Below are 20,590 nucleotides of genomic sequence, written 5' to 3'. Positions count from 1 at the left end.
TTGAAGTGCCTGCGCCTGCACATCTTTGTTTCCTTTCTTGTGGCGTGCTCGACTACTCATGGTGCTTCTATGCCCTATGAGGCTTGGCGACTGGGTTTCTCTGCACCCAACTATATGGAGGTCTGGATCGAGACGGCCGACGTTGTAGATATCAAAGGCCAGGTTTATAGACGCGCGATGAGCGGCAATGCGGCTATCCAAAATCCACCTGGCAATTCAGGAAAACCAAAGGGCTGGCCGGAAAAGCCCGGTTGGGGCAAGGGAAAATATGTCACCGGCGCAGATCTCCCCAAAAAAATCTACGTTCGGTGGCAGTCTTTGGTTGAACCTCAAACCTATCAAATGGGCGTAGACATACCAGAGTCGGCTAGAGAAATCATGCGAAAAGAGGAGAACGCCTACTGCGCTGCCGATGGAAAATGGATTACAGGTTATCGAGAAGCTTTGGTCATCGGACTTGCTCCCAGTGGCGTTGCAAAACTCTGGGCTCTCGGTCCATGCCTGCCCCCCATTGAGATTACTTGTGTTCAAGCTGAAATTGATCCACGTGGCCCTTACGAAGGAACGTCCGGAGGAAAGCATCGCCCACTTTCCGCAGTGTCGAAAGTCTATGTTGAAAAGTTTGGCGTGCCGTATGGCTCTTGGTAATCGCGAAATAAACAAGTTGCGGTTTCTTCTCATTCTTTCGCTTGTGTGCCTTCCTGCTTTCGCCGAAACGAAGAAAACGCTACTGGACTGCCCGCTTTCAGATGGAACCACTGCCTCACTGCTGTCCGCTTCAAATGAGGACGGGCAGCGACTCTTCGTAAAACTTAACAACCAGACAGAAACTGCCTTCACTGACATGTCCGACTCGGACTCCGTCGGTGAAATTGCATTGGCAAAATGCACGGGCTCCGTTTTGATCTACGCCATGAACTATGGCTCTCCCTATTTGAAGGGCGCCGTTTTACGCAAGAATCCAGACAGCGGAACGCTGGAACGCATCGATTTTGCCGAAAAGGCCCTGCCGGTTTCTTTGTACCTGAGTGCTCGGGAGATGCGCCTGGTCATTCCCGACGATGGCTATGAAATCCCCGAAAAATTTGTCGTTTACGACTACATCACCCCAAAAGGCCAGCCGGAAGAACCCAAGGGAGTGAATACGGTACCCGATAAAAAAGGTTTCAAAGTCATCGATCTCAAATAATGACTCTGCGTTGGGCTTCGCGTTCTGTCGACCAGAAGGTCACTCCCCGTGAGAGTCCAAATTACTCTGCTAGCTACTTTGAACCGGCATAGGCACGGGCAGATAATTCAAGTTTTCTGCCCGTGAATGCTAGGCCGTCGCTCTAAAAATCAAACCGGCGCCCGCCAGTTCAACATTTTCTGCTGCGCAACCTGAAGCAAATCACTGCCATCCTGCGTCAGCAGGTACAGCGCATGGGTGATGTGGGGGATGTCCTGGACGTCGGCGTGTTTGAAGCACAGGCAGTGCAAGGTTTCGAGCAGGTCGCTGGCGGCGCGGATGCGTTGCACGGCGGCTTCGAAGAGGTCTTTCGGGTTGGCTTGGGTGTCGATGACCAGCGGTGCGCTGTCGGTGACGCCGCTGTTGAGTGGGAGATAGCGGGCGGAGCTTGGTTTCAGGATTGGCATTGTCATTACTCGATAGGCTTCAATGACCCGCCGACACCGTGACCAAACGATGGGAGGCGGACTGTATGCAAGGCTTGGTCAACTGAGAAACCCGATCAGCTCGCCCGAAGGCGCCCCTGCACACAGCCGCCACAGCAATGTACTCCGAAGACGTGAGTGTCCGCGGCGCGAATCATGGCACAGATGTGTCGAGTTTTTCAGGTGACCAAACCTAAGCCGCTGATTTTGCAGCGACGCCAAACCATAACCGCCCCACTCCAGCCCTCGAAAGCAGACAAGGCATCCACCCTTGTAGGAATCCGCCGAGACTCCCCCACGAATCGATCCCCGCCCAGACAGCCGGCGTTCAGCCCGGTTAACCATCGCTTAACGCCGCGGTCAAAAACTCTACTGAACCGCACGCCCTCAGCCCCTGGCTGACGCCCAGTGCGGCAGGTTTGGCTTGCAACATGCCGAACTCAATTACCGTCGCACCGGAGTCCATCATGAACATTCGTCCGTTCCTGCTCACCACCGCCCTCGCCTGCACCGCGTTTGCCGGGCTGGCCCAGGCCAATGACACCTCCAAGGCTGTTCCCTATGAATACGGCATGCCGCTGCATGTCGCCAAAGTGGTTTCCCTGACCGAGCCGCAGACGCAGGAGTGCAAGGTCATCACCGCCGACATGAAGTACCTCGACAGCACCGGGAAACCGGAAGAAATCAGTTACCGGAAATTATCTGACGCGTGCAGCTTCCAGAACTGACAGAAAGCTCTGATTTGCGGCTTTGCGGTAGGCGAGCACGGGTCTCGAAGAGTATGCTCGGGGCCCTCCTCACTGCCGCAAGGATTCGCCATGCAGTTGTCGTTTCGCACGCTCTCGACCCTCACCTTCTGCCTGTGTTTTCTGCTTTCCTTGGCGTGGGGTCTGGCGCCACAGATGTTGCTGGCGATCTGGAGCATCGAGTATTCGGAGGCAGCTGGATTCGTCGCACGGCGCAGTGCGGTGCTGTTTGCAGCCTTGGGGGTGATGTTTTATCTGGTGCGCAACGCGCCGGTGTCGATCGCGCGCAATGCGCTGAGCAACGGCTTTATCGTCGGCTGTTTTGGCCTGGCGGTGCTGGGGTTTGCTGAATGGCTCAACGGCCACGCCGGCCCCGGGATTCTGCTCGCGGTGCTGGTCGAGTTCGCGCTGGGCCTTGGCTTCTTGCAGGCCCGGCGCGTGACGGTCGAACTGGGTGAAACAGTCGGTTAGACGACTCGGGATCGCGGCACTGAATGATGGATTGCCGTTTGTTGCGCAAGATCCGAGCGCAACCCGGCGATCAGGCCGTTGATTTCGCGACAGCTGTTCAAATGACTGGCATCGATGCCACTCACCTGCAGCTCAACCTGATCGGTCTGGTGATCGCCATACACTTTGACGGTCATCGACAGATCCGGGGACAGCGTGCATTGGCAGCGTTTCGGTAGAAAACTGCTTTCTATGATGTTGCGGAGTTCCAAGGCAGACAGAAACATGGCGAAACCTCTCCTTACTGTGAGACTGCCAATCAAGTATTCACGTCGACCGTTGCCACGGCTTCCCACGGGTGTATCCCCGCTGAATCCCTGGGTGTGACAAGCGGCTGTACTGCGAAATGCCCATTGGAGTGTAGGCGCCCGAACTCGGTGCGCCGCACCAAATCAACGCATAAAACGTGCCTCTCATCGGGTCTTTTCCACCCCCTTGTAAATCAATGACTTGTGCAAAAGGCAGGCCACTGGCCAGTTGCAAAATGCAAGATTCGATCGTGCAGGCACTGCAATTTGCATGCGGCTGGCGGTTTGCATTCATCGCCCTTGGCAGTGAGAATGCCCGTCAACCAACGTACACCCGCCAGGAGGCTTCAATGGGAAATTTCACTGTTTACGCGACCGCCGGCCTGATGCTCGCCAGCCTGTCCACCCTCACCCACGCCGCCAAACTTGAAGACACCGCGCCTTATCCGAAGGCCGAAGCGGGCTTCACTCGCCAGGTCATCCACCTGCCGCAGCAGGCCCAGGAAGAAAACTTCAAAGTCGAAATCCTCGCTGGCAAGACCCTCGAAGTCGACTGCAACCGCCAACGCCTGGGCGGCACCCTCGAAGAGAAAAACCTCGAAGGCTGGGGTTATCCGTTCTACCGCCTGGAAAGAGTCAGCGGCCCGATGAGCACGCTGATGGCCTGCCCGCCCGGCACCCAGAAAAAACGCGCATTCGTGCCGGTGATCGGTGACGGTTTCACCGTGCGCTACAACAGCAAGCTGCCGATCGTGATCTACGCACCGCAGGACGTCGAAGTGCGCTTCCGCATCTGGTCGGCCTCGGACAAGGTTGGCGTGGCCATTCCCGAGTAACTTCAAGCCACAACGCCGCACGCCGCCGCTCGCTCGGCGACATGGCGCAAGCTGTCGAAATTGATATTGGCGCCAGAATCGATGGCGATGAACGTCTGATTCCGTGCGCCGGTTTGCGCCACGTACTGTTTGATGCCCGCGACCGCTAATGCACCTGAAGGCTCGGTGATCGAGCGGGTATCGTCGTAGATATTCTTGATCGCCGCACAGAGCTCATCGTTGCTGACGGTAATGACCTCATCCACGCAGAAGCGGCAAACCTCGAACCCGTAAGCGCCGATCTGCGCCACCGCCACGCCATCGGCGAAAGTGCCCACGTTGGGCAACACCACTCGCTCATCCGCTTGCAGGGCAGCTTTCAGGCAGGCCGAGTGCTCCGACTCGACACCGATGATCCGCACCTCCGGTCGTAGGTATTTCACATACGCCGCGATGCCGGCGATCAACCCGCCACCGCCCACTGGGACGAAGATCGCATCCAGTGCGCCCTGATGCTCGCGCAGGATTTCCATCGCAACCGTGCCCTGGCCAGCGATCACATCTGGATCGTCGAAAGGCGAAACGAACGTTCGCCCAGTCTGCTCAGCCAGTTGCAGCGCGTGGGCCAGGGCAAAGGGAAAGCTTTCACCATGCAATAGCGCCTCAGCCCCGCGACTGCTGACCCCCAGCACTTTCAACTCAGGCGTGGTTGCCGGCATCACAATGGTCGCGGCAATGCCCAGTTCCCGCGCCGCCAGCGCTACGCCTTGCGCATGATTGCCCGCCGACGCCGTGATCACGCCGCGCGCCTTCTGCTCGTCGCTCAACTGCACCAGCTTGTTGTAGGCACCACGGATCTTGAAGGAGAACGTCGGTTGCAGGTCTTCGCGTTTGAGCAGGATCCGGTTGCCCAGCGCTTCGGACAGCGCCGGCGCCGGTTGCAGCGGCGTGCGCACCGCCAGTTCATACACCGGCGCGGCGAGGATCTTTTTCACGTACTGCTCAAGCAGGGCTTGCTGGGCGGGGCTGTAGCGCATGGTCGTCTCCTGACGTTTGATTCGGAACCCCGGAGACAGAAAATGAAAACCCGCCTCTAGGGCGGGTTGGGTGCTGCAGTCGTGAGCTAGCCCGCCAAATGAGGAATGGCGGTAATAATGCTTGGCTGGCAGCGCAGTACGGTGGAAGTCATGGCCCCGAAATTAGCCCGGGCGCTGCAGGCAAGTCAATGGCGAATTTTGCTTTCATTTCGCCAGACGCCTGAGCCCGAACAGCATCCCGCCCGCCCCCAGCAGCATCGCCGCCAGGAACAACGGGTACGACACCCACCACGGCGTGCCGGCGGTCATCATGCTGAATTCCGACATGCCGCCGATGCTCGCAATCAGGTTGAGCGGCAGGAACACCACGTTGATCAGTGTCAGTTTGCGTAGCAGGTTGTTCATGCTGTTGTTCATCAGGTTGCCCCGGGCGTCGATCAGCCCGGAGAACACCGTCGAATAGATTTCCGCCTGCTTGTAGCACTGGTTGTTTTCGATGATCAGGTCGTCGATCAGGCCGATCGCTTCGCTGCCGAAATGCTGTTTTTCCGCGTGATTGCGCAACCGCGTCAGTACCGCGCCGTTGCTGTGCAGGGCGTTGATGTAATAGATCAGGCTTTCGCTGAGGTTGAACATCTGCACCAGATGCTGGTTTTGCATCGAGGCGTTGAATTTCTGCTGCAACTCCCGGGCGACCAGTTTGATCACCTTCAGATGCCCGAGGTAGTGATGGATGTTGTTGAACAGCAGATCCAGCAACACGTCCAGCGGCGTGTTCAGTGGCTGACGTGTGCCGACACCGTGCAGCGGCGTGTCGTCCGTGGCGATCACCAGCAACTGGCCCGGTGAGAACAGCAAACCGCAGGACGACACCTCGAACGCCAGGCTGCCGCCGCCGGAATAGTTTTCCGGGCGTTTCCAGATCAGAAACAAGTGATCGGGGTGAAACTCGATCCGCGACACTTCGTCCGGGTCGAGCGCCGAGGCCAGCGCGTGTTCATCGAGTTTGAAGTGGCTGTGGAGCAAGTCGCGCTCGGCGGCGTCGGGGTCGCTGAACAGCATCACCTCGGCGTCCAGTCGCTCGACCCGCTGCAAACCGCCGTGATTCAGTGCAAAGCTGTTGATCATCGGCCGGTCACCAGGCCTGCCCGCGGCGTTTGAGTTCGAGACGCCGCACGAACTCTTCCAGTACCAGCGAATACAAATCGTCCTGCAGGTAGGCGTCTTCGATGCCTGCGTCGAGGTTCGGGTTATCGTTGACCTCGATTACCACCACCTTGTCGCCGGCCTGCTTGAGGTCAACCCCGTACAAGCCGTCGCCGATCAGGTTGGCGGTCTTCACCGCCAGTTCCACCACCGCGCGCGGCGCTTCGTGAATCGCCAGCGTGCGGCATTCGCCGTTGACGTCCTGGCCCTTGGCCTTGTGGTTGTAGATCTGCCAATGGCCCTTGGACATGAAGTACTGGCAGGCGAAGATCGGTTTGCGGTTGAGCACGCCAATGCGCCAGTCGTACTCGGTGTAGAAAAACTCCTGGGCCAGCAACAGCACCGAATGTTCGAACAGCTCGGCGGTGGCCTCCAGCAAAGCCTCTTGGCTCTCAACCTTGATCACGCCACGGGAGAAACATCCGTCGGGGATCTTCAGTACCAGCGGAAAACCGAGGCGCTCGCCGACCCGCTCGAAGTCTTCGGGTCGCTCCTTGTAAAGAATTTCCGTAGCCGGCATGCCCAGTTGATGGCTGTTGAGCAGGTCGGTCAGGTAGACCTTGTTGGTGCAGCGCAGGATCGACGTCGGGTCGTCCATCACCACCAGACCTTCGCTTTCGGCCTTCTTGGCGAAGCGATAAGTGTGGTTGTCGACGCTGGTGGTCTCGCGGATCAGCAGGCCGTCGTACTCGGCCAGCCTTGCGTAGTCCTTGCGTTCGATCAGCTCGACATCGATGCCCATGCCCTTGCCGACCCGCACAAAGTTTTCCAGTGCGCGGGCGTTGGACGGCGGCAACGCCTCCTGCGGATCGTGCAGGATCGCCAGATCATAACGCGCCACTTGCGGCGAACGCGGTACGCGCCAGATCTTGCGGCTGAAACCGTCCAGCGCATTGGCGAACTGATCTTCCTGATCGTCACGCAACTTGTGCAAGGCACCGGACTTTATGCCTTCGATATGCCATCCGTTAGTTCTGCGAAACTCAACTAACAGAATCGGGCACGGAAATACTTCAAACAATTGCCGGGCCAGATCCTGCAACGGCTCGATATGGGTTTTGCCGAAATAAAGTGTCAGCGTAAAACCTTCGGTATCGCTGTAAAGATGATGACTGAGGGCTTTTTCCAGGGTTTTATCCAGGTCATCCAGCGCCAGACCGTAAAGGGATTTTCGCGTCAGTTCGCTGATGGTGCGCACCGAAGGAATCACCTTGTGCCCGCGCGCTTCAGCCAGCAGCGAGCAGTAATAACCGTGCCCCAGATACTTGTAGCTGCGGCACAGGTTGATCACCTGCACCCGTTTTCCCGGCTCGCTGTCGGGTGGTTGTTCAAGGTATTCCTGGGCCGTCAGGATGTCTTCGCTGGGGAAATACGAGGCCCAGTCTTCCTCGCGTTCGACGATGATCAACACTTGACTGGAAGTCCTGATCTGCGGTTTTAAATAAGTTGCCGGTGGCAAATTTTGACTGGATACTTCGCGCCAATGACCCTGTACCGCTGACATAGAAATTGATCCGTTGGAGAACAAGACCTTTTCTATTAAGCACGAAGTTTTTCGAAAGTCCCGTTTCGTTACGCAACTTTTACGGTGGTCATATGAATGCTGTTTTTCGCCTGGCGGTGGTTGAAGATTTGCCAGCGTTGCTCACGCTGGAGATGCACTGTTTCACCACGGATCGGCTCACCCGCCGCAGTTTCCAATGGATGATCACCCGGGCCAACGGGCAATTGTGGGTGGCCGAACGTGAGGGCCAACTCGCCGGTTATGCGTTGGTGCTGTTTCATCGCGGCACCTCGCTGGCCCGACTGTATTCCATTGCGATTGCCCCCGAGGCGCGCGGCGGCGGTCTGGGCAAGCAATTGCTGCAACGGATCGAGACCTGTGCGCTCGATCACGACTGCGCCTACCTGCGGCTGGAAGTGCGCACCGACAACCCCACCGCCATCGCCCTGTACGAGCGCAACGGTTACCGACGCTTTGCCTTGATCCATGACTACTACGAGGATCACGCCGACGCACTGCGTCTGGAGAAACGCATTCTCCAGCACCGCGACTCACGCAACATCAAGGTCCCCTATTACCGACAAACTACCGACTTCACCTGCGGCCCGGCCTGCCTGCTGATGGCCATGGGTGCGTTGCAGGCCGATCGTTTGCTGGAGCGGCGCGAGGAATTGCAGTTGTGGCGCGAGGCAACCACGGTGTTCATGACGGCTGGCCATGGCGGTTGCAGCCCGCAAGGTCTGGCACTGGCAGCCTGGCGCCGGGGTTTCAAAGTGCGTTTGCAACTGAGCATGAGCGGGCCGCTGTTTCTCGATGGCGTGCGCGATGCGCATAAAAAAGACGTCATGCGCCTGGTCCATGACGAGTTCATGGCGCAACTGAACGACACAGACGTCGATCAGGTCATTGGCGTAACGCTGGACTTGCCCGCATTGCTGACCAACGGCGGTCAGCCCCTGGTGCTGATCAGCAGCTATCGCCTGACCCGGTCCAAATCGCCGCACTGGGTGATCGTCACAGACTGCGATGAAGACTTCGTCTACCTGCACGACCCGGATGTCGATCACAGCCAGCATCGTCAGCCCATGGACTGCCAGCACGTGCCGGTCAGCCATGGGGAGTTCGAGAAGATGTGCCGCTTCGGTCGTGGCAAGTTGCGGGCGGCGGTGGTGCTTTACGCTCGCTCACCCGCGTAAAAGGTTCATTTGAGTCCGATTTTGTACAGCGAACCATCGGACTCATCGGTCAGCACATACAGGTAACCGTCCGGCCCTTGGCGCACATCACGGATCCGCTGCTTCAGTTCGCCCAGCAAGCGTTCCTCATGCACCACCTTGTCGCCGTCGAACTGCAAACGGATCAGCTCCTGCGTCACCAGCGCACCGATGAACACGTTGTGCTGCCAGGGTTTGAAGCGATCGGCATCGTAGAAGGCCATGCCGGTGACGCCCGGGGATTTTTCCCAGACATGGTGCGGCCCTACCGTGCCTTCTGCGGTTTTGCCCTTGGCTTCCGGGATCGGTTGCATGGAATAGTTGATGCCGTGGGTCGCCAGCGGCCAGCCGTAATTCTTGCCGCGCTCGATGATGTTCACCTCGTCGCCGCCGCGCGGGCCGTGCTCGTTTTCCCACAGGGTTCCGGTCCACGGATTGAGCGCGGCGCCCTGGGGATTGCGGTGGCCGTAAGACCAGATCTCCGGGCGCACGCCGGACTGGCCGACAAAGGGGTTGTCATCCGGCACCTTGCCGTCGGGGTAGATCCGCACAACCTTGCCTTGCAGCTTGTCCAGGTCCTGCGCGGTCGGACGGTCGTTGTTTTCGCCCAGGGTAATGAACAGGTAACCGTCGCGGTCGAACACCAGTCGCGAGCCGAAGTGGTTGCCGACCGACAGTTTCGGTTCCTGACGGAAAATCACGTTGAAGTCCTTCAGGGTTTTCAGGTCGTCCGACAGACGCCCGCGCCCGACCGCCGTTCCGGCTTTGTCACCCGCTCCGCCGCCCTCGGCATAGGACAGGTACACGAGGCGATCCTGTTTAAAGTCCGGTGACAGCACCACATCGAGCAATCCGCCCTGCCCTTTGGCCCAGACGTCCGGCACACCGGTGATCGGCGCGGACAGTTTGCCGTCAGCGCCTACCACACGCAGGTTACCGGGGCGCTCAGTCACCAGCATGCCCTGGCGATCCGGCAGGAACGCCAAGGCCCATGGGTGCTTGAGCCCTTGGGTAATCGTTGTGACCTCGAGGGTGCCCTGCTCGCTTTGCAGCTCTTTGGGAGCGGCAGCGAACGCCGGGCTAGTGATCAGTGCACTGGCACACAGGCCGGCCAGAAGGGTTTTACGCAACATGCACGATTCCTTTTGTTCGTGTGAAGGGCTGACAGAAGCGGTTCTGCCATTCAACGGTTGCTCCCGCTGTCACGGGCTGGAGGATTGGGGATGAAGGTGGGTGGCGTGCTCGGGACGGAGCGCAGCGGCTGGCCATTGCCGATGCCGCGGTTTTCCAGGGTCGGCGGGCGTGGTACGGGCACCGTGTTCGGCCCGCGAACAGGCGGAGCGCTGGGCTGGGTGCCCTGCATGCTGTTGGGGTTGGCCCGGCGGATCGGGCTGTTGTAGGGGTTGTTGCTGTTGCCGGTCGGACTTTGCGCCAGCAACAACGGTGAATGCGTGATTGCGCCCTCTGCGTGAACCAGACCACCAGTGAGGGCGAGCAATGCGATGCCAAGCAGGAAACGGTTCATGAACGGCCTCTTTCGATGCACGTGGATTAGAGCCTTCGAGTCCACGCTACGCCCAGGGTTCGGATTTGTTAACCCGTCACCGCTAAACAAGATGTAACACGGCTTGACCTGCCGTTTACCGCCGCACCCTGCAAACAACGGAAACTTTTACGCAGGGCCACGGGTCACCCGAACATCACTCGGAGAACAGCACCATGGCTCGGGCAATCTGGAAAGGCGCAATCAGTTTCGGTCTGGTGCACATCCCCGTTGCGCTGGTTTCGGCGACCTCGTCCCAAGGCGTCGATTTCGACTGGCTCGACAGCCGCAGCATGGACCCGGTCGGCTATAAACGGGTCAACAAGGTCACCGGCAAGGAAGTCACCAAGGAGCACATCGTCAAAGGCGTGCAGTTCGAAAAAGGCCGCTATGTGGTGCTCAGCGAGGAAGAGATCCGTTCGGCACACCCGGTTTCGACCCAGACCATCGACATCTTCGCTTTCGTCGACAGCGAGCAAATTCCGTTGCAGAACATCGACACGCCCTATTACCTGGCCCCGGACAAGCGCGGTGGCAAGGTCTACGCCCTTCTGCGTGAAACCCTGAGCAAAACCCAAAAGGTCGCCCTCGCCCGTGTGGTTTTACACACGCGTCAGTATCTGGCCGCGTTGATGCCCCTGGAGTCGGCATTGGTGCTGGTGAAACTGCGCTGGCCTCAGGAAGTGCGCAGCCTTGATGAACTGGCACTGGGCAGCGAAGTGACCAAACCGCAGTTGGCCAAGGGTGAACTGGACATGGCCAAGCGGCTGGTGGAAGACATGACGGCAGACTGGACGCCCGAGGACTACAACGACGAGTTCGAAAACAAGATCATGGCGCTGGTGGACAAAAAGGCCCATGAAGGCAAGATCGAAGACGTTGAAACCGTTTCCGGTGAGGAAGAGCGCAAATCGGCCGATGTTATCGACCTGACCGAACTGCTCAAGCGCAGCCTCGGCGGGAAAGCCCCGGCCAAACCGGCGAAGAAGACCGCCAGCAAGGCAACACTAGCGAAGAAGACCAAAAGAGCGTCGTGAAAATGAAATCGGGCGACTGCCTTTCAACAGTCGCCCGATGCGTCAGATCAGAATAAAGATCGCCAGCAGTCCGCCGAAGATCGCCCACTTTTCCATGTAATAGAGCTTGCGATTGCGCTTCTTCAGCTCTTTGCCGCGCAGTCGAATCTTGTAGATTTTGGTAAACAATCGGTTGATGCCACCGGTGCGGTCACCCGCGTCGTTCGGTGCACCGGCCGCCGACATCACGGTACGGCTGAACCAGCCGTTGAACGCCGCTGCCCAGCGATACTTCATCGGACGTTCGACGTCACAAAACAGAATGATGCGATTCTGGTCGGTGGTGTTTTCTGCGTAATGAATGAAGGTCTCATCGAACATCACCGCTTCGCCATCACGCCAGTGATAGTTCTCGCCATCGACATTGATGTAGCAACCGGCGTCGTTCGGCGTTTCCAGACCCAGGTGATAACGGTAGGAACCGGCGTAAGGATCGCGGTGACGCACCAGTTTCGAGCCCGGCGGCAATTCTGCAAACATCGCAGCCTTGATCGAGCCGATGCTCTGCACCAGTTCGGTAGTACGTGGGCACAGTTGCAGTGCCGACGGGTGGCTGTCGCCGTACCACTTCAGGTAGAAACGCTTCCAGCCGGTCTTGAAGAACGAGTTGAAACCGACGTCGTCGTACTGATTCGAGCGCTTGATCTCGCCGGCGCGCAGCAGATTGCGGCCTTCCTCGCGGATTTCTTCCCAGTGGGTCTGTAACGGAGTCAGGTCGGGAAAATCCTTCGGATCGAGATACGGCGTGTTGGGCTTTTTCGAGAACAGATAAAGGAAGCAGTTGATCGGTGCCAGAAACGAAGAGTGATCGCTAAGTTGTCGACCGAGCTTGTGGCGCACGCGACCACGCAGATGAACGTATGCAATGGAAATGACATATACAGCGGCAATGATGAGTTTCACGGAAATCGTCACACGTCAGAAGTGAGCAAACTGCGCGCCTTCAGGGCTGTGGCCCAAGGTCTGTGGCAGTGGTCTGAAATCAAAAAAAACGTCCCGGTGGCGCATCCTTGAGCCCATGCCGGACAAGGCATTGGGTGAATGGATGGCATTTTAGCCACAGTTTGTAACCAATAGTGAACACTCGTCTGTGAAAAACTGTCCCGCGATCGCGCCAAACGGCAATCGGGATGTCACCGCCCTATCGTTTAAAGAGCCAGACCAGTACAATCGCCGCCAAACTTTACGCGCCCCCCTTGGTTGATGACGGGATTGTCCCGCCTCAGCGCACTTCGACTCGGGCCAAGCGCTCCGGCTGCACCCTCGCTACTCAGCACGCTTCGCAGGAAAAACCTTTGATTTCTACAGCTAACATCACCATGCAGTTCGGCGCCAAGCCGCTGTTTGAAAACGTTTCGGTCAAATTCAACGGCGGCAACCGCTACGGCCTGATCGGCGCCAACGGTTGCGGCAAGTCGACCTTCATGAAAATCCTCGGCGGCGACCTCGAGCCGTCCGGTGGCCAGGTCATGCTGGAGCCGAACATTCGCCTGGGTAAATTGCGCCAGGATCAGTTCGCCTACGAAGAATTCACCGTGATCGACACCGTGATCATGGGTCACGAGGAGCTGTGGAAGGTCAAGGCCGAGCGTGACCGCATCTACTCGCTGCCGGAAATGAGCGAAGAAGACGGCATGGCCGTGGCCGAGCTGGAAACCGAGTTCGCCGAGATGGACGGCTACACCGCCGAATCCCGCGCCGGTGAACTGCTGCTGGGTCTGGGTATTCCGCTGGAACAGCATTTCGGCCCGATGACCGAAGTGGCTCCGGGCTGGAAGCTGCGTGTTCTGTTGGCCCAGGCACTGTTCTCCGATCCGGAAGTGCTGCTGCTCGACGAACCGACCAACCACCTGGACATCAACACCATCCGCTGGCTGGAAACGATTTTGACGGCGCGTAACAGCACCATGATCATCATTTCCCACGACCGTCACTTCCTGAACAGCGTCTGCACCCACATGGCCGACCTGGACTACGGCGAGCTGCGTCTGTTCCCGGGCAACTACGACGAGTACATGACCGCGGCGACCCAGTCCCGCGAGCAACTGCTGTCGGACAACGCCAAGAAGAAAGCCCAGATCGCCGAACTGCAAACGTTCGTCAGCCGCTTCTCGGCCAACGCCTCGAAAGCCAAGCAGGCCACTTCCCGTGCCAAGCAGATCGACAAGATCCAGCTGGCCGAAGTCAAGCCATCGAGCCGCGTGAGCCCGTTCATCCGTTTCGAACAGACCAAGAAGCTGCACCGCCAGGCCGTGACCATCGAGCAGATGTCCAAGGGCTTCGACGGCAAGACCCTGTTCAAGAACTTCAGCTTCACCGTTGAAGCCGGCGAGCGCGTGGCGATCATCGGCCCGAACGGCATCGGCAAGACCACCCTGCTGCGCACGCTGATGGGCGAACTGACCCCGGACGCAGGCACGGTGAAGTGGACTGAAAGCGCGGAGCTGGGCTACTACGCTCAGGACCACGCCCACGACTTCGAAGACGACGTCAGCCTGTTCGACTGGATGGGTCAGTGGACTCAGGGCGAGCAAGTGATCCGTGGCACCCTCGGTCGCATGCTGTTCTCCAACGACGAGATCCTCAAGTCGGTGAAGGTGATTTCCGGTGGTGAGCAAGGTCGCATGCTGTTCGGCAAGCTGATCCTGCAAAAGCCGAACGTACTGGTAATGGACGAACCGACCAACCACCTGGACATGGAATCGATCGAGGCGCTGAACCTGGCGCTGGAAAACTACCCGGGCACGCTGATCTTCGTCAGCCACGACCGTGAGTTCGTATCGTCCCTGGCCACCCGCATCATCGAGCTGAGCCCGAACGGCGTGACCGACTTCAGCGGCACCTACGACGATTACCTGCGCAGCCAAGGCGTAGTGTTCTGAGTCGAATCGAGCGGTAAACAGAAAGCCCTGTCCTTGTGACAGGGCTTTTTTTTGCTCATTGCTGATCGTTCCCACGCTCTGCGTGGGAATGCCTCAAGGGAGGCTCCGTGTTCCAGCTCTCGAATGGGACGCAGAGCGTCCCGGGCTGCATTCCCACGCGGAGCGTGGGAACGATCAACATGAGGCCGTGGGTGCGTGGTGCGTGGAATCGATCGTTAGCCTGCTTTCTTTTATTTCAGCGCCACGCCATGATGCGGACTCTCCCACCGCCGCCCGCGAACGAGTTCTCATGTCTGCGCAGCAACAGCCACCGCAAAGCTCCATGGCGATCACCCTGCAGATCGTCTCCATCGTTTTCTATACCTTTATTGCCTTCCTCTGCATCGGCCTGCCGATTGCGGTGCTGCCCGGTTACGTGCACGAACAACTGGGTTTCAGTGCCGTGATCGCGGGGCTGGTGATCGGTTCGCAATACCTGGCCACTCTGCTCAGTCGGCCCATGGCCGGGCGCATGTCGGATACCGTCGGGACCAAACGGGCGATTGTTTACGGCTTGTCGGGGATCGTACTCAGCGGCTTGTTGACGCTTGTCTCTACGTTGCTGCAGGACTTCCCGCTGACGAGCCTGATCATCCTGATCGCCGGGCGCTTGCTGCTCGGTATCGCGCAAGGATTGATCGGCGTCGGCACCATCAGTTGGTGCATGGGTCAGGTAGGGGCGGAACATACCGCCCGTTCCATCGGCTGGAACGGCATCGCCTCTTATGGCGCCATCGCCATCGGCGCGCCGTTGGGTGTGCTGATGGTGGCCGACTACGGCTTTACCAGCCTCGGGATCGCGCTCTCGGTATTGGCCGCTGGCGCCCTGTTGCTGATCCGCAACAAGCCTTCGGTGCCGGTGGTGCGCGGCGAACGCCTGCCGTTCTGGAATGTATTCGGACGCATTGCACCGTTCGGCGCCAGTCTGAGCCTGGCTTCCATCGGTTACGGCACCCTGACCACCTTCATCACCCTGTATTACCTCAATCGCGGCTGGACCGGCGCGGCGTACTGCCTGACGGTATTCGGTGTGTGCTTCATCCTGTCGCGACTGCTGTTCATTTCAGCCATCGCACGTTTTGGCGGTTTTGCGTCCGCCATCGCCTGCATGGCCATCGAGACCGTCGGACTGTTGCTGCTGTGGCTCGCACCCTCGACCGCGTACGCCTTGATCGGCGCAGGCCTGGCCGGATTCGGTCTGTCGCTGGTGTATCCAGCGCTGGGCGTTGAAGCGATCAAGCAGGTTCCCAACTCCAGCCGTGGTGCCGGGCTGAGTGCCTATGCGGTGTTTTTCGATCTCGCACTGGCGATTGCCGGCCCGTTGATGGGCGCGGTGGCGTTGAATCTGGGGTATTCGTGGATTTTCCTGATCGCTGCACTGCTGTCCGTCACCGGACTGGCGCTGACGTTATGGCTCAAGCGTCGGGCAATGGCCTGAGCCTTTACTGATCCGCCGTCTGCATCCCCGCGCGGGTCGGCCTGCCCAGAGCGTGGGAGAAGAACCGCCCGGCCTCGGAAATCAGGTTGCGATGGATGTCTTCGCGATCCACGCCATCGGCATCGGTGCACAGCGCCGGCATGGCGAGGATCTGCTCTTCGGTGCACGGCGCCATGAACACAAAGTGCCCTGCCCCGGCCAGCAATTTGAAGTCGGGCGCGGTCGGCAGCTTGCGCGCCAGGGCGGCGGCGTTTTTGTCGAAGGCCACCAGTTTGTCGCCGTCACCGCTGTAGAGCAGCACCGGCACGTGAACATCGGCGAGGGTGTGACGACCAAACTTGAGGCTCAGCGGTGCCATCAACAGCAGCGCATGCACGCGCGGATCGGCCACCGGTTGCAGATCGTCGCGATCGACAATCAACTCACCCTGGGTGTTGCAGGCGTCGCGGTCGTCCGGGCGTTCCTGGCAGTAACGGCGCAGACGATCCAGATCAGGCTGTGCGCCGGACAGAATCAACGCGGTCTCGCCGCCTGCCGAATAACCAATGACGCCAACCTGATCAGCATTCACGTACGGCGCGAGCATGCGGTCGCCCAACGTGGCGGTAATGGCTTCGGAAATCTGGATCGGCCGGCCGTAAAGGTTGCTCAGCGTACCGAGGCGGCTGTGATCCTTGGAGTTGTCGCCGGGGTGAATCACCGCCACCACCACAAAGCCCTTGCGTGCCAGTGACGTGGCCAGGTCGTGCAGCGCCAAGGGCGTGCCGGTGTTGCCGTGGGACAGCATCAGCATCGGGAAGCGGCCGATGGCGACTTTGGTGTCTTCGCCGGCCTCGACCGAATAGCCTTCGAGCAGGCTCATGTGTTCGCGATCGCTGGAGGGATAGAACGCGATGGCACGCATCGGTTGCAGGTCGAGCGGGTCGAGGAACGTCATCTCGTGATAGCCGACGCTCCAGCGTGGGTGCTGCCCGGGCGCAGCGTGCACTGAATTCAGGCTGCCGAGCAGGCAAATCAGTAACGCTGCACAAAGACGCATCATGGGATGCCCCACCCTGTTGTTACTCAATCGAAAGATCCGTTGTGTTCGACGCCCGAAATTCGGTAATCCGGCGCGGCGTGCACTCAGACGTTGATCATCAGACTGCATAACCCGGGCCAGATTATGTAACAGTCAGAAACAAAAAACTCCGTATCTGGCCCTTGCGGAACCAGAATACAGAGTTTTTTGGAATTTGCCTGAACAGGAGCTGTTCTTTACGCAAGCCTTACGCGGCGGCGAACAGCTGCTCGCTGATCTTCGCTTGCGCGGCGCTCATGGCGTTGTTGCGCACTTCTTCGCCGTAGGCCAGGCCTTCGGCACGCACGACTTCGATGTCGGTGATGCCGAGGAAGCCAAAGACCAGTTTCAGGTAGTCTTCGTGCGCCACGCCCGAAGCTTGACCAGCGTGGATGCCGCCAGCGGTGGACACGATCACCACTTTCTTGCCACCGCACAGGCCTTCAGGGCCGGCTTCAGTGTAGCGGAAGGTCTGGCCGGCAACGGCAATGCGGTCGATCCAGGCTTTGAGCTGGGTCGGCACGGTGAAGTTGTACATCGGTGCAGCGACGACGATGGCATCGGCGGCGATGAATTCGGCCAGGGTGGTGGCGCTCAGTTCGGCTTCGTGCTGTTGTGCGGCGTTGCGCAGTTCAGCGGTGGTGCCGGCGGCAACCAGAGTGGTCGACGAGAAGTGGCTGATGGCGTCGGCGGCCAGGTCGCGGTAGGTCACGACAGCGCTTGGCTCGGCGGCTTGCCAGGCTTGAGTCACTTGACTGCTCAGCTGACGGGAAGCGGAGTTGTCGCCCAGAATGCTCGAATCGATGTGCAGCAGTTTCATGTGGAATCTCCTGGAATGAATCGCCGGTGGCGACGGAATGGAGACAATCCTACCGACGAAACCAATAGCTGATTAGACGGCAACAATGCGATAGTTTGTCCCACTGATAGAACAGTCGGATTTCCCCATGCAAGACCTCAACGATCTCTACTATTTCGCCAAAGTGGTCGAGGCTGGCGGATTCGCCGCCGCCGGCCGCTTGCTGGGCATTCCCAAGTCACGCCTTTCACGGCGCATCGCCGAGCTGGAAGAACGCCTCGGCGCACGCTTGCTGCAACGCACCACTCGCCAATTGAAGCTGACGGCGGTCGGCGAACGCTATCTGCGTCACTGTCAGGCAATGCTGCTGGAAGCGGAAATGGCCGACGAGACGGTCGCCAGCATGTCCAGCGAGCCTCGCGGACGCCTGCGCGTTTCAAGCCCTACCGGGCTGGCCCATGAAATGCTGCCAGTGGTGATCAGCAATTTCCTTGGCAAATACCCTCAGGTGCAGCTGGAAGTCACCCTGATCAATCGCCGGGTCGACCTGATTACCGAAGGCATCGACGTGGCCCTGCGCGTGCGCGAACACGGCGATGAAGAACCGATGCTGGTGACCCGCCGCCTGCGGCAAGCGCAAATGGTGGTGGTGGCTAGCCCTTCCTTTATACAAGGCGTGGAAATCAATCATCCGCAAGACTTGAAGAACTTGCCGGTGTTAGGCGCTTTGGAGGCCGACCGCATGGTGCATGTGCGCCTGCTCGATCAGCATGGCAAGAGTTGCGATCTGGCGCTGGAGGCACGACTGGGGATCGACGATTTCATCGTGCGCAAGGCGTGTGTGCTGGCCGGCCAGGGTTTCACCCTGTTGCCGATGATGTATTGCGAAGCCGAGTTGAATAACGGCACGCTGGTGCAATTGTTGCCGGACTGGTCACTGCCTGGCGGCTGGCTGCAAGCGGTGTATCCGCATCGGCGCGGGGTGATGCCGGCGGTGCGCGCGTGGATCGATCATCTGGTCGAATCGTTCAATGCCTGTGGAGAACGGCTGTTATGAAACAAGGAAAGATGAGCGAGAAGGACGTCGCAGAGTTCTGCCTGGCCCTGCCCGGCGCCCGGGAAGACTACAAATGGGGTGGCGTGCGGGTGTTTTCGATTGCCGGCAACAAGATGTTCGCCTTGCAGGGATTGCGCGGTGATTCGCTGGCATTCAAGGTCGACAAGGACCTGTTTCTCGGTCATTGCGACCGGCCGGGCATTCACCCGGCGCCGTATCTGGCCCGGGCGCAATGGATCATCATGCACCCGCCCTACCCGCTGGGCGCCGAGGAACTGCAAGGGTTGCTGCAGCGTTCTCATCAACTGGTGGTGAGCAAGCTGCCCAAGCGCGTGCAGGTCGGGCTGTTGCTCTAGAACAGCGCCAGCAGGTTGGAACCGAGGAACAACTGATCGATCCAGAACATCTGGTGCAACGCCACGATCATCCAGAACAGCACCTGAAACGACACCTTGCGCGTCTTGTGCCGGAAGACCTGCTGGGCGATCAACGCGCCAGGCCAGCCGCCGGCCAGTTCCACGGCGTGCAGGATGTTCTCCGGCGTACGCCAGGCGTCGGCGCGGGCCTTGCGCTTGTCCGCCCAGTACAGGAAAAACGCCAGCACGCTGACCAGCCCGTAAGCCGTCAGCGGTACCAGGGAAATCCCGCGCAGCCACATCGACAGCGAGCCGGACAACGGCAAGGCGCAGACGATCAGCAGCACCACCAGCTTCAATTTCAGATGCTGAACATTGCCACCGGAAGGTCCGCGTTCCGGGCGACGTGCGCGGGAATCACTCATGGCTGGGCGGCCGTCCAGTCGACCCAGCCGAACTGCCAGGTCGCCAGAATCACCAGACCGAAGACGATCCGATACCAGGCGAACGCCGCGTAGCTGTGGCTGCCAATAAACTTGAGCAAACCGCGCACGGCGATCATGGCGAAGATGAAGGCCGTGACAAAACCGATGGCGAACACCGGAAAATCTGCCGGTACGAACAGGTCGCGATACTTGTAGCCCGAGTACACCGCCGCACCGACCATGGTGGGCATCGCCAGGAAGAACGAAAACTCGGTGGCGGTTTTGCGCGACAGGCCGAACAGCAGGCCGCCGATGATGGTCGAGCCAGAGCGCGAGGTGCCGGGGATCATTGCCAGGCACTGGGCGAAGCCAATCTTCAGTGCATCCGTCCAGCGAATCTCGTCGACCGTTTCGGCATGGACTTCATGCTGACGCTGTTCGGCCCACAGCATCACGATCCCGCCCACCACCAGCGCGGCGGCAACGGTGATCGGGTTGAACAGGTAGTGATGAATCAAGTCGGCGAAGATCACCCCCAACACCACGGCGGGCATGAAAGCGATCAGCAGGTTGACCGTGAAGCGCCGCGCACTCGGCTGGGTCGGCAAGCCGATGACCACGTCGAGAATCTTGCGTCGAAACTCCCAGACCACCGCGAGAATCGCGCCGAGCTGAATGATGATGTTGAACGCCATGGCCCGCTCGCCTCCGAAATCGAGCAAGTCGGCAACAATGATCTGGTGTCCGGTACTGGAAATGGGCAAAAACTCCGTCAGCCCCTCTACAACTCCAAGAATTAGTGCCTGCAAGGCCGTCCAAAGATCCATCAATCCCCCAGAGAGCGATGCGCAGCGGCATGCTCCGATAGTATTTTTTACGTTCACTTCGTTCAGCGTAGCTGGTTGTAGCTGTACCGATTCCGCACGCGCAGGATCCACACGAAACAGTCAAAATTCCGTGAAAAATCAATTTGGATTCAGGT

General features: G+C 59.1%; 23 protein-coding genes and 1 pseudogene. 11 read left to right on the top strand and 13 right to left on the bottom strand.

Features of this window, described 5'->3' with window-relative positions; all coding sequences use genetic code 11:
• Positions 1 to 9: 9 nt before the first annotated feature.
• A complete protein-coding gene (locus EIY71_RS00560) occupies positions 10 to 648 on the top strand; it encodes a DUF2931 family protein (protein WP_372239278.1) in 639 nt (212 codons plus the stop codon).
• Positions 635 to 1,189: a hypothetical protein gene (locus tag EIY71_RS00555; protein WP_134019845.1), complete on the top strand. Its 555-nt coding sequence runs from the start codon at positions 635 to 637 to the stop codon at positions 1,187 to 1,189. Before EIY71_RS00560 ends, EIY71_RS00555 begins: the two co-directional genes overlap by 14 nt.
• 149 nt (positions 1,190 to 1,338) lie before the next feature.
• Here EIY71_RS00555 and EIY71_RS00550 read toward each other — a convergent pair whose 3' ends face one another.
• Positions 1,339 to 1,635, bottom strand: coding sequence for a hypothetical protein (locus tag EIY71_RS00550; protein WP_134019842.1), 297 nt, complete (start codon positions 1,633 to 1,635; stop codon positions 1,339 to 1,341).
• A 355-nt stretch (positions 1,636 to 1,990) separates the two neighbouring features.
• On the bottom strand, positions 1,991 to 2,128 hold the full coding sequence (locus EIY71_RS28700) for a hypothetical protein (protein WP_240871668.1): 138 nt from the start codon (positions 2,126 to 2,128) through the stop codon (positions 1,991 to 1,993).
• Between EIY71_RS28700 and EIY71_RS00540 the strand changes: the two genes are divergently transcribed.
• Positions 2,121 to 2,381, top strand: a complete 261-nt coding sequence (locus EIY71_RS00540; RefSeq protein ID WP_085745758.1) for a DUF2790 domain-containing protein — start codon at positions 2,121 to 2,123, stop codon at positions 2,379 to 2,381. The genes EIY71_RS28700 and EIY71_RS00540 overlap by 8 nt on opposite strands.
• A 90-nt stretch (positions 2,382 to 2,471) precedes the next feature.
• Positions 2,472 to 2,870 (top strand): hypothetical protein, encoded by a 399-nt coding sequence (locus EIY71_RS00535; protein ID WP_064596409.1) that lies wholly within the window; start codon positions 2,472 to 2,474, stop codon positions 2,868 to 2,870.
• On the opposite strand, the gene EIY71_RS00530 is transcribed toward EIY71_RS00535, so the two are convergent.
• Complete coding sequence (locus EIY71_RS00530; RefSeq protein ID WP_085745760.1) at positions 2,867 to 3,136, bottom strand: DUF1652 domain-containing protein; 270 nt, start codon at positions 3,134 to 3,136, stop codon at positions 2,867 to 2,869. The two genes, EIY71_RS00535 and EIY71_RS00530, sit on opposite strands and share 4 nt — an antisense overlap.
• 371 nt (positions 3,137 to 3,507) lie before the next feature.
• On the opposite strand from EIY71_RS00530, the gene eco reads away from it, so the two are divergent.
• Positions 3,508 to 3,993, top strand: a complete 486-nt coding sequence (eco, locus tag EIY71_RS00525; protein WP_134019839.1) for a serine protease inhibitor ecotin — start codon at positions 3,508 to 3,510, stop codon at positions 3,991 to 3,993.
• 26 nt (positions 3,994 to 4,019) lie between these two features.
• Here the strand turns inward: eco and ilvA are convergent.
• From ilvA to EIY71_RS00510, 3 genes and pseudogenes are all read right to left on the bottom strand, one after another.
• Positions 4,020 to 5,009 (bottom strand): annotated as a pseudogene (gene ilvA, locus EIY71_RS00520) (threonine ammonia-lyase, biosynthetic); the annotation flags it as partial.
• A 204-nt stretch (positions 5,010 to 5,213) separates the two neighbouring features.
• Positions 5,214 to 6,137 (bottom strand): magnesium transporter CorA family protein, encoded by a 924-nt coding sequence (locus tag EIY71_RS00515; protein ID WP_085683743.1) that lies wholly within the window; start codon positions 6,135 to 6,137, stop codon positions 5,214 to 5,216.
• Between the two features lie 7 nt (positions 6,138 to 6,144).
• The gene (locus tag EIY71_RS00510) at positions 6,145 to 7,719 is read right to left on the bottom strand and encodes a RimK family protein (RefSeq protein WP_134019833.1); all 1,575 of its coding nucleotides are present in this window, start codon (positions 7,717 to 7,719) and stop codon (positions 6,145 to 6,147) included.
• A 92-nt stretch (positions 7,720 to 7,811) separates the two neighbouring features.
• On the opposite strand from EIY71_RS00510, the gene EIY71_RS00505 reads away from it, so the two are divergent.
• On the top strand, positions 7,812 to 8,915 hold the full coding sequence (locus EIY71_RS00505; protein WP_085745765.1) for a GNAT family N-acetyltransferase/peptidase C39 family protein: 1,104 nt from the start codon (positions 7,812 to 7,814) through the stop codon (positions 8,913 to 8,915).
• 5 nt (positions 8,916 to 8,920) lie between these two features.
• On the opposite strand, the gene EIY71_RS00500 is transcribed toward EIY71_RS00505, so the two are convergent.
• Both EIY71_RS00500 and EIY71_RS00495 read right to left on the bottom strand, forming a co-directional pair.
• Entirely contained in the window at positions 8,921 to 10,066 is a 1,146-nt protein-coding gene (locus tag EIY71_RS00500; RefSeq protein WP_134019830.1) for a PQQ-dependent sugar dehydrogenase, read from the bottom strand.
• 50 nt (positions 10,067 to 10,116) lie between these two features.
• A complete protein-coding gene (locus EIY71_RS00495; protein WP_102686228.1) occupies positions 10,117 to 10,458 on the bottom strand; it encodes a hypothetical protein in 342 nt (113 codons plus the stop codon).
• A 194-nt stretch (positions 10,459 to 10,652) separates the two neighbouring features.
• Between EIY71_RS00495 and EIY71_RS00490 the strand changes: the two genes are divergently transcribed.
• Entirely contained in the window at positions 10,653 to 11,513 is an 861-nt protein-coding gene (locus EIY71_RS00490) for a Ku protein (protein WP_134019827.1), read from the top strand.
• 42 nt (positions 11,514 to 11,555) lie between these two features.
• Here EIY71_RS00490 and lpxO read toward each other — a convergent pair whose 3' ends face one another.
• Positions 11,556 to 12,455 (bottom strand): lipid A hydroxylase LpxO, encoded by a 900-nt coding sequence (lpxO, locus tag EIY71_RS00485; protein WP_102718826.1) that lies wholly within the window; start codon positions 12,453 to 12,455, stop codon positions 11,556 to 11,558.
• Positions 12,456 to 12,847: 392 nt separating this feature from the next.
• On the opposite strand from lpxO, the gene EIY71_RS00480 reads away from it, so the two are divergent.
• Together EIY71_RS00480 and EIY71_RS00475 are read left to right on the top strand one after the other, a co-directional pair.
• Positions 12,848 to 14,434, top strand: a complete 1,587-nt coding sequence (locus tag EIY71_RS00480; protein WP_045121838.1) for an ABC-F family ATPase — start codon at positions 12,848 to 12,850, stop codon at positions 14,432 to 14,434.
• 289 nt (positions 14,435 to 14,723) lie between these two features.
• A complete protein-coding gene (locus EIY71_RS00475) occupies positions 14,724 to 15,911 on the top strand; it encodes an MFS transporter (RefSeq protein WP_085745769.1) in 1,188 nt (395 codons plus the stop codon).
• A gap of 4 nt (positions 15,912 to 15,915) precedes the next feature.
• Here EIY71_RS00475 and EIY71_RS00470 read toward each other — a convergent pair whose 3' ends face one another.
• Entirely contained in the window at positions 15,916 to 16,953 is a 1,038-nt protein-coding gene (locus tag EIY71_RS00470) for a dienelactone hydrolase (RefSeq protein ID WP_085745770.1), read from the bottom strand.
• A 226-nt stretch (positions 16,954 to 17,179) separates the two neighbouring features.
• On the bottom strand, positions 17,180 to 17,791 hold the full coding sequence (locus tag EIY71_RS00465) for an FMN-dependent NADH-azoreductase (protein WP_085745771.1): 612 nt from the start codon (positions 17,789 to 17,791) through the stop codon (positions 17,180 to 17,182).
• 127 nt (positions 17,792 to 17,918) lie between these two features.
• Between EIY71_RS00465 and EIY71_RS00460 the strand changes: the two genes are divergently transcribed.
• Complete coding sequence (locus tag EIY71_RS00460) at positions 17,919 to 18,827, top strand: LysR substrate-binding domain-containing protein (protein ID WP_102686231.1); 909 nt, start codon at positions 17,919 to 17,921, stop codon at positions 18,825 to 18,827.
• Positions 18,824 to 19,183 (top strand): MmcQ/YjbR family DNA-binding protein, encoded by a 360-nt coding sequence (locus tag EIY71_RS00455; protein WP_064381756.1) that lies wholly within the window; start codon positions 18,824 to 18,826, stop codon positions 19,181 to 19,183. Before EIY71_RS00460 ends, EIY71_RS00455 begins: the two co-directional genes overlap by 4 nt.
• On the opposite strand, the gene EIY71_RS00450 is transcribed toward EIY71_RS00455, so the two are convergent.
• Together EIY71_RS00450 and EIY71_RS00445 are read right to left on the bottom strand one after the other, a co-directional pair.
• Positions 19,180 to 19,608, bottom strand: coding sequence for a DUF1294 domain-containing protein (locus EIY71_RS00450; protein ID WP_085745774.1), 429 nt, complete (start codon positions 19,606 to 19,608; stop codon positions 19,180 to 19,182). The genes EIY71_RS00455 and EIY71_RS00450 overlap by 4 nt on opposite strands.
• Positions 19,605 to 20,435, bottom strand: coding sequence for an undecaprenyl-diphosphate phosphatase (locus EIY71_RS00445; RefSeq protein WP_085745775.1), 831 nt, complete (start codon positions 20,433 to 20,435; stop codon positions 19,605 to 19,607). The genes EIY71_RS00450 and EIY71_RS00445 overlap by 4 nt, the downstream gene beginning before the upstream one ends.
• Between the last annotated feature and the right edge of the window lie 155 nt (positions 20,436 to 20,590).

This window comes from Pseudomonas sp. CH235, from assembly GCF_004368175.1.
In the GTDB taxonomy this organism is placed as follows: Bacteria; Pseudomonadota; Gammaproteobacteria; order Pseudomonadales; family Pseudomonadaceae; genus Aquipseudomonas; species Aquipseudomonas paraglycinae.
Note: the sequence above shows the minus strand (reverse complement) of the source record. Positions and strands in the feature narration are given on the sequence as shown.

Coding starts and splice junctions, on each gene's coding strand:
- EIY71_RS00555 (WP_134019845.1), top strand. CDS start 635: ATGGCTCTTGGTAATCGCGAAATAAACAAGTTGCGGTTTCTTCTCATT.
- EIY71_RS00550 (WP_134019842.1), bottom strand. CDS start 1,635: ATGCCAATCCTGAAACCAAGCTCCGCCCGCTATCTCCCACTCAACAGC.
- EIY71_RS00475 (WP_085745769.1), top strand. CDS start 14,724: ATGTCTGCGCAGCAACAGCCACCGCAAAGCTCCATGGCGATCACCCTG.
- EIY71_RS00470 (WP_085745770.1), bottom strand. CDS start 16,953: ATGATGCGTCTTTGTGCAGCGTTACTGATTTGCCTGCTCGGCAGCCTG.
- EIY71_RS00460 (WP_102686231.1), top strand. CDS start 17,919: ATGCAAGACCTCAACGATCTCTACTATTTCGCCAAAGTGGTCGAGGCT.
- EIY71_RS00445 (WP_085745775.1), bottom strand. CDS start 20,435: ATGGATCTTTGGACGGCCTTGCAGGCACTAATTCTTGGAGTTGTAGAG.
- EIY71_RS28700 (WP_240871668.1), bottom strand. CDS start 2,128: ATGTTCATGATGGACTCCGGTGCGACGGTAATTGAGTTCGGCATGTTG.
- EIY71_RS00450 (WP_085745774.1), bottom strand. CDS start 19,608: ATGAGTGATTCCCGCGCACGTCGCCCGGAACGCGGACCTTCCGGTGGC.
- EIY71_RS00500 (WP_134019830.1), bottom strand. CDS start 10,066: ATGTTGCGTAAAACCCTTCTGGCCGGCCTGTGTGCCAGTGCACTGATC.
- EIY71_RS00535 (WP_064596409.1), top strand. CDS start 2,472: ATGCAGTTGTCGTTTCGCACGCTCTCGACCCTCACCTTCTGCCTGTGT.
- EIY71_RS00530 (WP_085745760.1), bottom strand. CDS start 3,136: ATGTTTCTGTCTGCCTTGGAACTCCGCAACATCATAGAAAGCAGTTTT.
- EIY71_RS00495 (WP_102686228.1), bottom strand. CDS start 10,458: ATGAACCGTTTCCTGCTTGGCATCGCATTGCTCGCCCTCACTGGTGGT.
- EIY71_RS00455 (WP_064381756.1), top strand. CDS start 18,824: ATGAAACAAGGAAAGATGAGCGAGAAGGACGTCGCAGAGTTCTGCCTG.
- EIY71_RS00505 (WP_085745765.1), top strand. CDS start 7,812: ATGAATGCTGTTTTTCGCCTGGCGGTGGTTGAAGATTTGCCAGCGTTG.
- eco (WP_134019839.1), top strand. CDS start 3,508: ATGGGAAATTTCACTGTTTACGCGACCGCCGGCCTGATGCTCGCCAGC.
- EIY71_RS00515 (WP_085683743.1), bottom strand. CDS start 6,137: ATGATCAACAGCTTTGCACTGAATCACGGCGGTTTGCAGCGGGTCGAG.
- EIY71_RS00490 (WP_134019827.1), top strand. CDS start 10,653: ATGGCTCGGGCAATCTGGAAAGGCGCAATCAGTTTCGGTCTGGTGCAC.
- EIY71_RS00510 (WP_134019833.1), bottom strand. CDS start 7,719: ATGTCAGCGGTACAGGGTCATTGGCGCGAAGTATCCAGTCAAAATTTG.
- EIY71_RS00540 (WP_085745758.1), top strand. CDS start 2,121: ATGAACATTCGTCCGTTCCTGCTCACCACCGCCCTCGCCTGCACCGCG.
- EIY71_RS00465 (WP_085745771.1), bottom strand. CDS start 17,791: ATGAAACTGCTGCACATCGATTCGAGCATTCTGGGCGACAACTCCGCT.